This is a genomic window from Corallococcus sp. AB011P (genome assembly GCF_003611605.1).
GTDB lineage: Bacteria > Myxococcota > Myxococcia > Myxococcales > Myxococcaceae > Corallococcus > Corallococcus coralloides.
This window is the reverse complement of record NZ_RAVX01000044.1, coordinates 1-14953: the sequence shown is the minus strand read 5'-3', so window position 1 is coordinate 14953 and position 14953 is coordinate 1. Positions and strand designations below refer to the sequence as shown.

The window sequence follows — 14953 nt, the reverse complement described above, 5'->3', positions numbered from 1 at the left end:
GGCCCTTCGCGAGGTCGAAGGGCTGCGCGGCGGCTTCACGCGCCAGGCGCCAGGCTTCTTCCGGCGGCGAGCCCGTGAGCTCCTTGCGCTCCAGGGTGAGCACCGGCTCCGGAGACACCACCTGCACGGGGCCGGAGACGTCCTCACGGAAGGAGGTGCGGAGCACTTCGTGACGGCGCACCACTTCGCGCAGCGCGCGCTCCAGCACGGCCACGTCGAGCGCACCCTCCAGGCGCACCGCCATGGGGACGTTGAAGAGGGAGGTGCCGGGTTGCAGCTGCTCAATGAACCAGAGGCGCTGCTGGGCGAAGGACAGGGGCAGGGGACGCGAGCGATCCTGCACCGGGATGAGGCCGTGGGCGGAGTTGCCCGCGGTGGCCTTCTGCGCGGCCATCTTCTTGAGCAACTCGGCGCGCTTTTCCGGTGAGAGGTTGGCGATCCTCTTCGACAGCTCGTGGCTCATCTCGTGTACTCCGCACTGGGGGATGCCATTGCGCACGAGCACCACCCGGGACGGTGGCCCTCGTGAGATCTCAGACTGCTGCTGTTGCTGGATTGCCGTCCTGAACCGCTCTCACGGGGGAAGCGCGGCGGTGGGCAAATTCGCGATGGTTACATTATTCCGTATCGACATGACGTGTCATGAGACCGACACGGCACTCTTGGGGCACAACCCGGGGATGAATAAATCCCTGTGTTTACAGCCCTCACCATAGGAGGGGGCTCTGCCGTCGGCGTGCCCCTCGACCACAAAAGCCGGATCTCAGGTTCGGAGACTCCGCGAATGAGGGCCATCAACGAGCCTGGCGAAGCGAACCATACGGCTCGATTGGTTTCCTGGCGCTGAAGCCCCGCGCCTGAACAGGCTGGCGCGGGGCGGACGGAATTCAACTTCCCGTGGGCTCGCGCGACTCGCTGCCCGACGCACGGGCGAGGATCAGACGCAGCCGCTCCACGATGGGCTCGAGGTGCGGGTCCTGCAGCAGCTCATGGTGGCTGCCGGGGACGCCGTGCACCTCCAGGCCGCCACGGACGAGGGGCTCCCAGCCTCGGTGACGTGGGAGCTCGGCCGCGGCCTCGCTGGCGCTCAGCAGCAGGGCGGTGCCGTCGTACGGTCGGGGCACGTACTTCTCCTGCGCGAAGAGGTTGGCCTGGAAGACGCGGAAGAGGGCGCGCAGCTGGGCGGCCCCGGAGTCCGCGTCGAGGATGCGCGCCCGGACTCCATCCTGGAGCAGGTGGTCCAGCATCGCGTCGTCGTCGCCGTGTGCCAGCGCTTCGGCCGAGACGGAGAGCTCCTGGCCGAAGGCGGTGGCCGTGGTCTGGGCGAAGGCGACTCGCACTCGGGCTTCGGAAGAGAAGTGAGGCTCTGTGTCGGAAGGCGGCGTGATGCCGGGCACGTGGGCGTCGATGAGGGCGAGCAGCTCCACGGCTTCGCCAGCCTCGCGCAGACGACGGGCCATCTCGTAGGCGATGACTCCGCCGAGAGACCAACCTCCCAGTTGGTAGGGGCCGTGCGGCTGCACCGTGCGGAGGGCTTCGATGTAGAGGGTGGCCATCTCCTCGATGGACTCGACGACGGGGCGTCCGTCGAGGCCGCGTGACTGGAGGCCGTAGACAGGCAGTGACGGCCCGAGCCTGCGCGCCAGCTCCGAGTAGGCCAGGACGTTGCCGCCGCCGGGGTGGACGAGGAAGAGGGGCCGCTGGCCGGGTTCTCCGCGCTCCAGCGGGACGAGGGGCGTCCAGGTCTGCGAGTCGTCGCGGAGTACCTGGGCGAGCTGCTCGACGGTGGGCTGCTGGAAGAGGACGGAGAGAGGGAGGCTGAGGCCCAGACGCTCACGGATGGACGCGAGCATGCGCACGGCGAGCAGGGAGTGGCCGCCCAGCTCGAAGAAGCTGGAGCGGACGCCGACGGAGCGGACACCGAGGACGTCCTCCCAGATGCGGGCGAGCTGCATTTCGAGCGCATCGCGGGGAGCGACGAAGTCCCGGGCTTCAACAGTGTGGGCATCGGGTTCGGGCAGGGCCTTGCGGTCCACCTTGCCGTTGGAGTTGAGGGGCAGGGCGTCCAGCACCACGACGGTAGACGGCACCATGTACTCGGGCAGCTGCTGCCGGAGGAGGGCCTTGAGTTCCTCGGAGTCGAGCGAGTGGCCTTCGCGAGCGGTGACATAGGCGACGAGGCGCTTGTCGGCGGCCTCACCCTTCGCGACGACGATGGCGTCCTTGAGGCCTGGCGCGCGACGGAGGGCCGCTTCGATTTCGCCCAGCTCGATGCGGAAGCCACGCACCTTCACCTGGAAGTCGATGCGGCCGAGGTACTCCAGGCGCCCGTCCAGGCGGTATCGGACACGGTCACCCGTGCGGTACATGCGGCCACCTGGAGGACCGTAGGGCTCGGGGACGAAGCGCTCCGCGGTGAGCTCCGGGCGCAGCAGGTAGCCACGCGCCTGGCCTTCGCCCGCGAGGTACAGCTCGCCCGCGACACCGACGGGTACCGGCTGGAGGGAAGCGTCCAGCACGTAGGCGCGCGTCGCGGGGAGTGGGCGGCCGATGAGAGGCACTTCGTCACGGCCGACGAGAGACGCGGTGGAGTAGGTGGTGTCTTCGGACGGGCCGTAGAGGTTGAAGAGCTTCTGCACCGTCGGGACGGCGTAGACCTGCTTGGCGAGCGTCTCCGGCAGGGCCTCACCGGCGAGGTTGATGACACGCACGGAAGAAGGCACCGCACCACCCAGGCGCAACAGCTGCGCCATGGCGGAGGGCACCGTGTTGACGAGAGTGACGTGAGAGGCCGTCGGCAACTCCGCCAGGTGCAGGGCGTTGCGTGCCACCACCACCGCACCACCGCTGCTCAACGGGGCGAAGAGTTCGAAGACGGAGAGGTCGAAGTTGAGGCTCGTCGCGGCGAGGGTGCCCTTCAACTCCTCTGGGGAGAACGTCGCGAGGGCCCAATGGAGGAACGTCACGGCATTGCCGTGGGAGATGGCAACGCCCTTGGGACGGCCGGTGCTTCCAGAGGTGTAGATGAGGTAGGCGAGGTGGCCTGGGTGGATGTCCACCGCGGGCGCCGTCGTCGGCTGCTTCTCCAGCTCCACGTCCGAGTCGAGGCACACCGGCGTGGCGGTGGTCTCTGGCAGGGCGGAGAGCAGATGGGAGTGCGCGACGAGGGCGGGGCCCTGGGCGTCCTCCAGCAGCCAGCCCAGGCGCTCACGCGGGTAGCTGGGGTCCAGCGGCACGTAGGCACCACCGGCCTTGAGGATGCCGAGCGCGCCGATGACGAGGTCTTCAGTGCGCTCGACGCACAGGCCGACACGGACTTCAGGCCCGACGCCCAAGCCTCGCAGACGGTGCGCGAGCTGATTGGCCTTCGCGTCCAGCTCCCGGTACGTCAGCTGCCGCTCGGGCGTGATGACGGCCAGCGCGTCCGGCGTACGGCGCACCTGCGCCTCCACCATCGCGGGGATGCTGGACTCCTGCGGCACCTGCGCGGCAGGGGGATTCCACTCGACGAGGAGCTGTCGGCGCTCCCTTGCGGTGAGCAGCGGCAGGTCCCCGAGCCGTGACTCGGGCTTCGTCGCGATGGCCTCCAGCAATGTGCCGAAGTGGCCGGCCATGCGCTGGACGGTCGCCGCGTCGAACAGGTCCGTTGCGTACTCCAGCGAACCGACCAACTCCCCCTGGACCTCTTGCAGGGCGAGGGAGAGATCGAACTTCGCGAAGTGGGCCTCCAGCGGCAGGGCCTGGAAGGACAAGCCCGGCAGACGCAGTGCCTCATTCGGCGTGTTCTGCAGGGCGAACATTGCCTGGAAGAGCGGGCTGCGGCTCAGGTCGCGTGTGGGCTGCACGGCTTCCACGAGCTTCTCGAAGGGCAGGTGCTGGTGCTCGAAGGCCGCGAACGTCGTGCCTCGCACCTGGGACAGCAGCTCCCGGAACGTCGCGCGCGGATTCAGCTGGGCACGCAGGACGAGCGTGTTGACGAAGAAGCCGATGAGGCCTTCGGTCTCCGCTTGGGTGCGGCCCGCGATGGGCGAACCCACGCTGATGTCGTCCTGCGCGGAGTAGCGCGACAGCAGCACCTGGAACGCAGCGAGCAGCACCATGAAGGGCGTGGCCCCCTCGCGTCCCGCGAGTGACTTGAGCGCGCGAGCGACGTCCTCAGGGATTCGCACCTCCACCGTGGCACCCCGGTGGGACTGCACGGGCGGCCTCGGACGGTCCGTGGGCAGCTCCAGCGCGGCGGGGGCTCCGGAGAGCTGCTGCTTCCAGTAGCGGAGCTGCGCGTCCAACGCCTCGCCCTGGAGCCAGTTCCGCTGCCAGGCCGCGAAGTCCGCGTACTGCACGGGCAGCGGCGTGAGGCTGGGCTCCTTGCCGTCATGGAACGTGGCGTACAGGGAGATGAGCTCGCGGACGAGCACGCCCATGGACCAGCCGTCGGAGACGATGTGATGCATCGTCACCAGCAGCAGGTGCGAGTCCTCGCTCAGCCGTACCAGCGCACTGCGCAGCAGGGGCCCCGTGGTGAGGCGGAAGGGACGCCGGGCCTCCGCGTCGGCCAGCTTCCGAGCCTCCTTCTTCCTCTCATTTTCGGGCAGCGAAGAGAGGTCCATGAGCGGCAGCGTCCACTCCGCCGGAGCCTGGATCTGCTGCGTGGGCTGCCCGTGATGTTCGTGGAAGGTGGTGCGCAGGGCTTCGTGACGGGCGACGAGTGCTTCGAAGGCCCGGCGCAAAGCCTCCGCGTCCAACTGTCCCGAGAGCTGAAGCGCAGCCGGGAGGTTATAGGACGCATCCTCCGGCTGGAGCTGATCCAGCAACCACAGTCGCTGCTGCGCGAAGGACAGCGGCAGCGGGCCGTCGTGCGTGGTTCGGGTGAGCTTCGGAGCAAGGGTGCTCACGCTCCCGTGCAGCCGCGCCGCCAGCGCTTCCACCGTGGGGGACTCGAAGAGGGCCCGCAGGGGGAGTTCCATGCCCAGGTCCGCGCGCACGCGGGACACCACCTGCGTGGCCAGCAGCGAGTGTCCACCCAGCTCGAAGAAGGAGTCCTTCACGCCCACCCGGGGCAGTCGGAGGACTTCGGCCCAGATGGAGGCCAGCTTCGCTTCGACTTCCGTGCGCGGCGCTTCGTAGGTGTGGCCGGACTGGGGCGCCTCCGGCTCTGGCAGGGCCTTGCGGTCCACCTTGCCGTTGGAGTTGAGGGGCAGGGCGTCCAGCACCACGAAGGTGGCAGGCACCATGTACTCGGGGAGGCCCTGGCGCAGGTGCGCCTTGAGGGGCTCCACTTCCAGGGAGGCATTCGCCTTGGGAGTGACGTAGGCGACGAGGCGCTTGTCGGCGGCCTCACCCTTCGCGACGACGATGGCGTCCTTGAGGCCTGGGGCACGGCGGAGGGCCGCTTCGATTTCACCCAGCTCGATGCGGAAGCCACGCACCTTCACCTGGAAGTCGATGCGGCCGAGGTACTCCAGGCGCCCATCCAGGCGGTAACGGACACGGTCACCCGTGCGGTACATGCGGCCACCTGGAGGCCCGTAGGGCTCGGGGACGAAGCGCTCCGCGGTGAGCTCCGGGCGCAGCAGGTAGCCACGCGCCTGGCCTTCGCCCGCGAGGTACAGCTCGCCTGCGACACCGACGGGCACCGGCTGGAGTGAAGCGTCCAGCACGTAGGCGCGCGTCGCGGGGAGTGGGCGGCCAATAAGCGGCACTTCGTCACGGCCGACGAGTGAAGCGGTGGAGTAGGTGGTGTCTTCAGACGGGCCGTAGAGGTTGTAGAGCTTCTGCACCGTCGGGACGGCGTAGACCTGCTTCGCGAGCGTCTCCGGCAGGGCCTCACCGGCGAGGTTGATGACACGCACGGAAGAAGGCACCGCACCCAGGCGCAACAGCTGCGCCATGGCGGAGGGCACCGTGTTGACGAGAGTGACGTGAGAGGCCGTCGGCAGCTCCGCCAGGTGCAGGGCGTTGCGTGCCACGACCACCGAACCACCACTGCTCAACGGAGCGAAGAGCTCGAAGACGGAGAGGTCGAAGTTGAGGCTCGTCGCGGCGAGCGTGCCCTTCAGCTCCTCCGGCGAGAAGGTTTCCAAGGCCCAGTGGAGAAACGTCACGGCATTGCCGTGGGAGATGGCGACACCCTTGGGACGGCCGGTGCTTCCAGAGGTGTAGATGAGGTAGGCGAGGTGGCCTGGGTGGATGTCCACCGTGGGCGCCGTCGTCGGCTGCTTCGCCAGCTCCACGTCCGAGTCGAGGCACACCGGCGTGGCGGCGGTCTCCGGCAGGGCGGAAAGCAGGTGCGAATGCGCGACGAGGGCAGGGCCCTGTGCGTCCTCCAGCAGCCAGCCCAGACGCTCACGCGGGTAGCTGGGGTCCAGCGGCACGTAGGCACCACCGGCCTTGAGGATGCCGAGGGCACCGATGACGAGGTCTTCAGTGCGCTCGACGCACAGACCGACACGGACTTCAGGCCCGACGCCCAGTCCACGCAGACGGTGCGCGAGCTGATTGGCCCTCGCGTCCAGCTCCCGGTACGTCAGCTTCCGCTCGGGCGTGATGACGGCCAGTGCATCCGGCGTACGGCGCACCTGCGCCTCGACCATCACGGGGATGCTGGACTCCTGCGGCACCTGCGCGGCAGGGGGATTCCATTCGACGAGGAGTTGCTGGCGCTCTGCATCCGTGAGCAGCGGCAGCTCACCCAGTCGGGTGTCCGGCTTCCTCGCGAGGGCCTCCAGCAACACGCTGAAGTGTCCAGCCATGCGCTGGACGGTCACCGCGTCGAACAGGTCCGTCGCGTACTCCAGCGTGCCCATCATGCCCGTGGGGGCCTCCCTCAACCCGAGGGAGAGGTCGAACTTCGCGAAGCGCGTTTCCAGCGGCAGCGTCCGCATGGACAGGCCCGGCAGGCGCAGCTCTTCACCCGGCATGTTCTGCAGGACGAACATCGCCTGGAACAACGGATTGCGGCTCAGGTCGCGCGTGGGCTGCACGGCCTCCACGAGCTTCTCGAAGGGCAGGTGCTGGTGCTCGTACGCCGCGAGCGTCGTGCCGCGTACCTGGGTGAGCAACTCACGGAACGTCGCGCGCGGATCCACCTGGGCGCGCAGGACCAGGGTGTTGACGAAGAAGCCGATGAGGCCTTCGGTCTCCGCTTGGGTCCGGCCCGCGATGGGCGAACCCACGCTCACGTCCTCCTGCGCGGAGTAGCGCGATAGCAGCACCTGGAACGCCGCGAGGAACACCATGAAGGACGTGGCGCCTTCCCGCTGGGCCAGGGCCTTGAGGGACTCCACGAGGTGGGTGGGAATCCTCACGTCCACCGTGGCGCCCCGGTGCGACTGCACGGGCGGGCGGGGCCGGTCCGTGGGCAGCTCCAGCGCCGCCGGAGCACCGGCCAACCGCTGCTTCCAGTAGTCCAGCTGCGCCTCCAGGACATCTCCCTGGAGCCAGTTCCGCTGCCACGTCGCGAAGTCCGCGTACTGCACCGGCAGCGGCGCGAGGGCCGGCGTGCTGCCCGTGGAGAAGGCCTCGTAGAAGGCCGCCATCTCTCGAACGAGGACACCCATGGACCAGCCGTCGGAGACGACGTGGTGCATGGTCACCAGCAGCAGGTGCTCCTCTGCTTCCAGGCGCACTAGCAGCCCGCGCAGCAGCGGTCCCGTGGCGAGCTGGAACGGACGGCGGGCCTCCCCGGCCACGATGCGCTGGGCTTCTTCCTCGCGCTGCTCCTGGGGCAGCGCGCTCAGGTCGGCGACGGGCAGCTCCCACGCCGCCGCGGCCTGGACTCGCTGCGACGGTGCCTCGTGGGACGCGGCGAGCGTGGTGCGCAGGGACTCGTGGCGGGCGATCAGCGCCTCGAAGGCGCCTCGCAACGCAGCTGCGTCCACCCGGCCCGTCAGTCGCAGGGCGGTGGGGATGTTGTACGACGCATCTCCGGGCTGGAGCTGATCCAACAGCCAGAGGCGCTGCTGGGCGAAGGAGAGCGGAATGTCCCCTTCGCGGGCCGCGGGCCGCAGCGGCGGAGCACGAAGCGCGGAGGACGGGGCCTTCTCGATCATCGGCGCGAGGGCTTCGACGGTGGGCGCCGCGAACAGGGCCCGCAGCGGCAACTCGGCGCCGAACGCGGCGCGCACGCGTGAGACGAGCTGGGTGGCCAGCAGGGAGTGGCCTCCCAGGGCGAAGAAGTCGTCCTGGATGCCCACCCGCTCGACGCGAAGGACTTCGGCGAAGAGGGCCGCGAGCTGGGCCTCGGTGGCGGTGCGCGGCGCGACGAAGGAGGCCGCGCGCGGTGCGTCCCCCGGTTCGGGCAGGGCCTTGCGGTCCACCTTGCCGTTGGCGTTGAGGGGCAGCGCCTCCAGCACCAGGAGCGAGGCGGGCACCATGTACTCCGGCAGCCGCTGCCGCAGGTGGACCCGCAGCGCCTCCAGGTCCAACGCGTGGCCTTCGTGCGCGGTGAGGTAGCCGATGAGGCGCTTGTCCGCGTCCGCGCCCCGGGCCACGACGACGGCCTCGTTGACGCCCGGGAAGGCGCGCAGGGCGGCTTCGATTTCACCCAGCTCGATGCGGAAGCCGCGCACCTTCACCTGGAAGTCGACGCGACCCAGGAAGTCGAGCGTGCCGTCCGCAAGCCAGCGGGCCTTGTCGCCCGTGCGGTAGAGCCGCTCGCCCGGAGTGGAAGCGAAGGGGTGGGGGACGAAGCGCTCCGCGGTCAGGTCCGGGCGGTGGAGATAGCCCCACGCGAGGCCCGGGCCTCCCACGTACACCTCGCCCGCGACGCCCACGGGCACCGGGTGCAGGTTCGCATCGAACACATAGGCCGTGGCGTTCGGGATGGGACGGCCGATGGAGACCGGACCCGCCACGCGCGTGTCGCGGTGCAACGGCAGCGTGGTGGAGAAGGTGGTGTTCTCCGTCGGGCCATAGGCGTGGATCAGCGCCGCTCCCTCGGCGAGGCGGGGGAGATGGTCGCGCAGGCGCGACCAGGGCATCACGTCTCCGCCCGTGAGGACCTGGCGCACGTCCGCCAGGGCTTCGCCCTGGTGAAGGACCATCTGCTCGAACAGCGCGGTCGTGATGAACAGCGCCGTCACGCGGTGGCGACGCAGTTGTTCGGCCAGTTCCTCCAGGGAGAGCGCGTGGGGCGGCGGGAGGACGAGCTTCGCGCCATGGAGCAGCGCGCCCCAGATTTCGAGCGTGGACGCGTCGAACGCAACGGGCGCGTACTGGAGCCAGACCTCCTCGGGTCCGAAGTGCATGAAGGTGCTGCCGAGCACCAGCCGGGTGATGCCTCGGTGGGGCACGCTGACGCCCTTGGGGCGGCCCGTGGAGCCCGAGGTGAACATGACGTAGGCCAGGGCTTCACCGTCCACGGAGACGTCGGGCGCGTGCGTGGGCAGCGCGGTCAGGGCGTCCTGCTGCGTGTCCAGCCAGACGCGGGTGCCGGAGGCCGGCAGCTTGGAGGCGAAGGGCTGATGCGTGAGCACCACGCCGACGTCCGCGTCCTCCAACAGCATCGCGATGCGCTCCACGGGCGCATTGCGGTCCACGGGGACGAAGGCCGCGCCCGCCTTCAGGATGGCGAGCAGCGCCGTCACCAGTTCGAAGGAGCGCTCGAGGGCTAGGCCGACGCGCGCGCCGGGAACGATGCCCAGGGCGCGCAGGTGATGGGCGAGCTGGTTGGCGCGGGCTTCGAGCTGCGCGTACGTCAGCGTCGCATCCCCCAGCACCAGGGCCACCGCGTCGGGCGTGCGGCGGGCCTGCTGGGAGAAGTGGACGTGGACCGGGACGTCCATGGGGCTGGCGACGGCGGTGTCGTTCCAGTCCACGAGGATGCGCTGGCGCTCCTCACGGGAGAGCAGCGGCAGCTCGGACAGGGCCTGTTCGGGCTTCGCGGCCACGGCCTCCAGCAGCGTGCGCAGCTGGTGGATCATCCGCTCCACGGTGCTCCGCTCGAAGAGCGCGGTGCTGTACTCCAGCCAGCCCATGAAGCCCTGCGCCGAGTCCTGAAGCGTCAGGGTGAGGTCGAACTTCGCGGAGCGCGCGCTGGACGTCACCTGCTGGAAGGCGAGGCCGGGGACTCGCAGGTCCTCGGTGGGCGCGTTCTGCAGGGCGAACATCACCTGGAAGAGCGGGCTGCGGCTCGTGTCCCGCACGGGGTGGAGGACCTCCACCAGCTTCTCGAAGGGCAGGTGCTGATGTTCGTAGGCCGCGAGCGTCGTGCCTCGCACCTGCGCGAGCAGCTCGCGGAAGGTCGCCTTGGGTTCGACGTGGGCGCGCAGGACGAGGGTGTTGACGAAGAAGCCGATGAGGCCTTCGGTCTCCGCCTGCGTGCGGCCGGCGATGGGCGTGCCCACGCTGACGTCGTCCTGGCCCGCGTAGCGCGACAAGAGGAGCTGGAAGCCCGCGAGCAGCACCATGAAGGGCGTGGCCCCTTCGCGCCGGCCCAGCGCCTTGAGGGCCTGGGAGACTTCGGGCGGAAGCTGGACGGAGAGGGCCGCGCCCGCGTGGGATTGAACGGACGGACGTGGATGATCCGTCAGCAGCTCCAGCGCGGCGGGCGCACCCGCGAGCTGCTGCTTCCAGTAGCCCAGCTGCGCTTCGAGCGTTGCGCCCTGGATCCACTGGCGCTGCCACGCCGCGAAGTCCGCGTACTGCAGCGGCAGGGGGCTGAGGGCCGGCGCGTTGCCCTGGGTGAAGGCCGCGTAGAACGTCACGAGCTCGCGCACGAGGACGCCCATGGACCAGCCGTCGGAGACGATGTGGTGCATCGTCACCAGCAGCAGGTGCTCTTCTTCCCCCAGCCGCACGAGGGCCGTGCGCAGGAGCGGTCCGCGCTCCAGGTGGAACGGCTGCCGGGCATCTTCCGCGACCCTGCGCTGGGCCTCGGACTCGCGCTGCGCTTCCGGCAGGCCGGACACGTCGATGAGGGGCAGGGTCCATGCACCGGGCGCGTGGATCCGCTGGGTGGCCTGGCCCCGATGTTCCTGGAAGGTGGTTCGCAGGGATTCGTGGCGGGCGACCAGCGCTTCGAAGGCGCGGCGCAGGGACTCCACGTCCACGCGGCCTGTCAGGCGCAGCGCCGTGGGGATGTTGTACGACGCGTCACCCGGGGTGAGCTGATCCAAGAACCAGAGGCGCTGCTGCGCGAACGAGAGCGGCAGGGCGCCTTCATTCGAGGAGGGACGCAGCGGTGGCAGGCGCTGCTCGGAGCGCTGGGCGCTGTCGAGCTTCGTCGCGAGCGCCTCCACGGTGGGCGCTTCGAAGAACACCCGCAGCGGCAGCTCCAGGCTGAAGGTCGCGCGCACTCGCGAGACGAGCTGGGTGGCCAGCAGGGAGTGGCCACCGAGGGCGAAGAAGTCGTCCCGGATGCCCACGCGTTCCACCCGCAGCACTTCCGCGAAGAGGGCGGAAAGCTGCTCCTCGATGTCGGTCCGTGGCGCGATGAAGCCGGACGAGCGCGCGAGGTTCCCCGGCTCGGGCAGGGCCTTGCGGTCGACCTTGCCGTTGGAGTTGAGGGGCAGGGAGTCGAGGACGAGGAGCGCGGAGGGGACCATGTACTCCGGCAGCTGCTGCCGGAGATGGGCCTTGAGTGCCTCGGAGTCGAGCGAGTGGCCGTCTCGAGCGGTGATGTAGGCGACGAGGCGCTTGTCGGCGGCCTCTCCCCTGGCGACGACGATGGCGTCCTTGATGCCTGGGGCACGGCGGAGGGCCGCTTCGATTTCGCCCAGCTCGATGCGGAAGCCACGCACCTTCACCTGGAAGTCGATGCGGCCCAGGTACTCCAGGCGCCCGTCCAGGCGGTAACGGACGCGGTCACCCGTGCGGTACATGCGGCCACCGGGAGGACCGTAAGGCTCCGGGACGAAGCGCTCCGCGGTGAGCTCCGGGCGCAGCAGGTAGCCACGCGCCTGGCCTTCGCCCGCGAGGTACAGCTCGCCTGCGACACCGACGGGCACCGGCTGGAGTGAAGCGTCCAGCACGTAGGCACGTGTCGCGGGCAGGGGCCTGCCGATGAGAGGCACTTCGTCACGGCCGACGAGGGAGGCCGTGGAGTAGGTGGTGTCCTCGGACGGGCCGTAGAGGTTGAAGAGCTTCTGCACCGTCGGGACGGCGTAGACCTGCTTCGCGAGCGTCTCCGGCAGGGCTTCACCGGCGAGGTTGATGACACGCACCGTGGGCGGCACCGCACCCAGGCGCAGCAGCTGCGCCATGGCGGAGGGCACGGTGTTGACGAGAGTGACGTGAGAGGCCGTCGGCAACTCCGCCAGGTGCAGGGCGTTGCGTGCCACCACCACCGCACCACCACTGCTCAACGGAGCGAAGAGTTCGAAGACGGAGAGGTCGAAGTTGAGGCTCGTCGCGGCGAGGGTGCCCTTCAACTCCTCTGTGGAGAACGTAGCGAGGGCCCAGTGGAGGAACGCCACCGCGTTGCCTTGGGAGATGGCGACGCCCTTGGGACGGCCGGTGCTGCCGGAGGTGTAGATGAGGTAGGCGAGGTGGCCTGGGTGGATGTCCACCGCCGGAGCCGTCGTCGGCTGCTTCTCCAGCTCCGCATCCGAGTCGAGGCACACCGGCGTGGCGGAGGTCTCCGGCAGGGCGGAGAGCAGATGCGAATGCGCCACAAGGGCGGGACCCTGTGCGTCCTCCAGCAGCCAGCCCAGACGCTCACGCGGATAGCTGGGGTCCAGCGGCACGTAGGCACCACCGGCCTTGAGGATGCCGAGGGCACCGATGACGAGGTCTTCAGTGCGCTCGACGCACAGGCCGACGCGGACTTCAGGCCCGACACCCAGGCCTCGCAGACGGTGCGCGAGTTGGTTCGCCTTCGCGTCCAGCTCCCGGTACGTCAGCTGCCGCTCGGGCGTGATGACGGCCAGCGCGTCCGGCGTGCGGCGCACCTGCGCCTCGACCATCGCGGGGATGCTGGACTCCTGCGGCACCCGCGCGGCAGGGGGATTCCATTCGACGAGGAGTTGCTGGCGCTCTGCATGGGTGAGCAGCGGCAGGTCGCCGAGCCGTGACTCGGGCTTCGTCGCGATGGCCTCCAGCAGCACGCTGAAGTGCCCGGCCATGCGCTGGATGGTCTCGGCGTCGAACAGGTCCGTTGCGTACTCCAGCGTGCCGATCAGTCCCTCCTGGACCTCCTGCAAGGAGAGCGTGAGATCGAACTTCGCGAAGTGGGCCTGCAGGGGCAACGGCCGGAGGGAGAGGCCCGGGAGCTGGAGCGCCTCGGTGGGTGTGTTCTGCAGGGCGAACATCACCTGGAAGAGCGGGCTGCGGCTCGTGTCCCGAACAGGCTGGAGGGCTTCCACCAGCTTCTCGAACGGCACGTGCTGGTGCTCGTAGGCCGTGAGGGTCGTGCCTCGCACCTGGGCCAGCAGTTCGCGGAAGGTCGCCTTCGGCTCCACGCGGGAGCGCAGCACCAGCGTGTTGACGAAGAAGCCGATGAGGCCTTCGGTCTCCGCCTGCGTGCGGCCGGCGATGGGCGTGCCCACGCTGACGTCGTCCTGTGCGGCGTAGCGAGACAGCAGCACCTGGAAGGCGGCCAGCAGCACCATGAAGGGCGTGGCGCCCTCGCGGCCCGCCAATGCCTTGAGCCGGTGGGCGAGCTCCGAAGGGATGCGCACGTCCACCTTGGCGCCCCGGTGTGTCTGCACGGGCGGGCGCGGACGGTCCGTGGGCAGCTCCAGCGCGGCCGGTGCATCCAAGAGCTGCTGCTTCCAGTAACCGAGATGCGTCTCCAACGTCTCGCCCTGGAGCCACTGGCGCTGCCAGGTCGCGAAGTCCGCGTACTGCATGGGCAGTGGCGCGAGCGAGGGGCTCCGGCCTGCATGGAAGGCCTCGTAGAAGGCCACCAGCTCACGGACGAGGACGCCCATGGACCAGCCGTCGGAAACGATGTGATGCATCGTCACCAGCAGCAGGTGCTCGTCCGCGCCCAGGCGCACGAGCGCGGTGCGCAGCAGAGGCCCTTCCTCCAACTGGAATGGCTGGCGGGCGTCCTCGGTGACGAGGCGTCGCGCTTCGGCTTCTCGCCGCGCTTCCGGCAGGGAGGACACGTCATGCAGCGGCAAGGTCCACGCGCCTGAAGGGTGGATGGACTGGAGGGCCTGTCCCTGGTGCTCGCGGAAGGTCGTGCGCAGGGCTTCGTGGCGGGCGACGAGTGCCTCGAAGGCACGGCGCAGGGACTCCACGTCCACGTGGCCCTTCAAGCTCAGCGCGCTGGAGATGTTGTACGACGCATCTCCCGGTGTGAGCTGATCCAGGAACCAGAGCCGCTGCTGCGCGAAGGAGAGGGGCGCGGTGGTGGCGCGCACCCTGGGAATGCTCGGAGGCGGCTGCACCGCGGAGGAGTGGGCGGCGTCGATGCGCAGGGCAAGGCCCGCCACGGTGGGGGCTTCGAATAGCGCACGCACGGGCAGCTCGCGCCGGAAGGTGGCGCGCACTCGGGACATGAGCTGGGTGGCCAGCAGCGAGTGGCCACCGAGAGAGAAGAAGTCGTCGTGGACGCCCACGCGCTCCACGCGCAGGACGTGGGCGAAGACGTCCGCGAGCTTCTCCTCGGTGGGATTGCGCGGGCCGACGAAGTCCGCGAGGGGCGAAGCATCCGGGACGGGGAGGGCCTTGCGGTCGACCTTCCCGTTGGACGTCAGTGGCAGTGCCTCCATGGGGACGAAGGCGGCGGGCACCATGTACTCAGGCAGCCGCTCCTTGAGGAACGTGCGCACCGCCGAGGTGTCCAACTGCTGGCCCTGGGCGGGCACGACATAGGCGACGAGCCGCTTGTCACCGGGGACATCCTCACGGGCGAGGACAACGGCTTCATGCACGGAAGCGTGAGCGAGGAGGGAGGCCTCGATTTCACCCAGCTCGATGCGGAAGCCACGCACCTTCACCTGGAAGTCGAGGCGCTGGAGGTAGTCCAGCTGCCCGTCGGCCCGCCAGCGCACGACGTCGCCGGTGC

2 protein-coding genes are annotated in these 14953 nt (G+C 69.5%); both read right to left on the bottom strand.

What is annotated here, in order from left to right:
* Nucleotides 1-463: condensation domain-containing protein (locus tag D7X30_RS41000; protein WP_233592119.1), on the bottom strand; the 463-nt coding region annotated here is incomplete at its 3' end.
* A 424-nt stretch (nt 464-887) separates the two neighbouring features.
* The coding region (locus D7X30_RS40995; RefSeq protein WP_147443442.1) for a non-ribosomal peptide synthetase at nt 888-14953 on the bottom strand (14066 nt) is incomplete at its 5' end.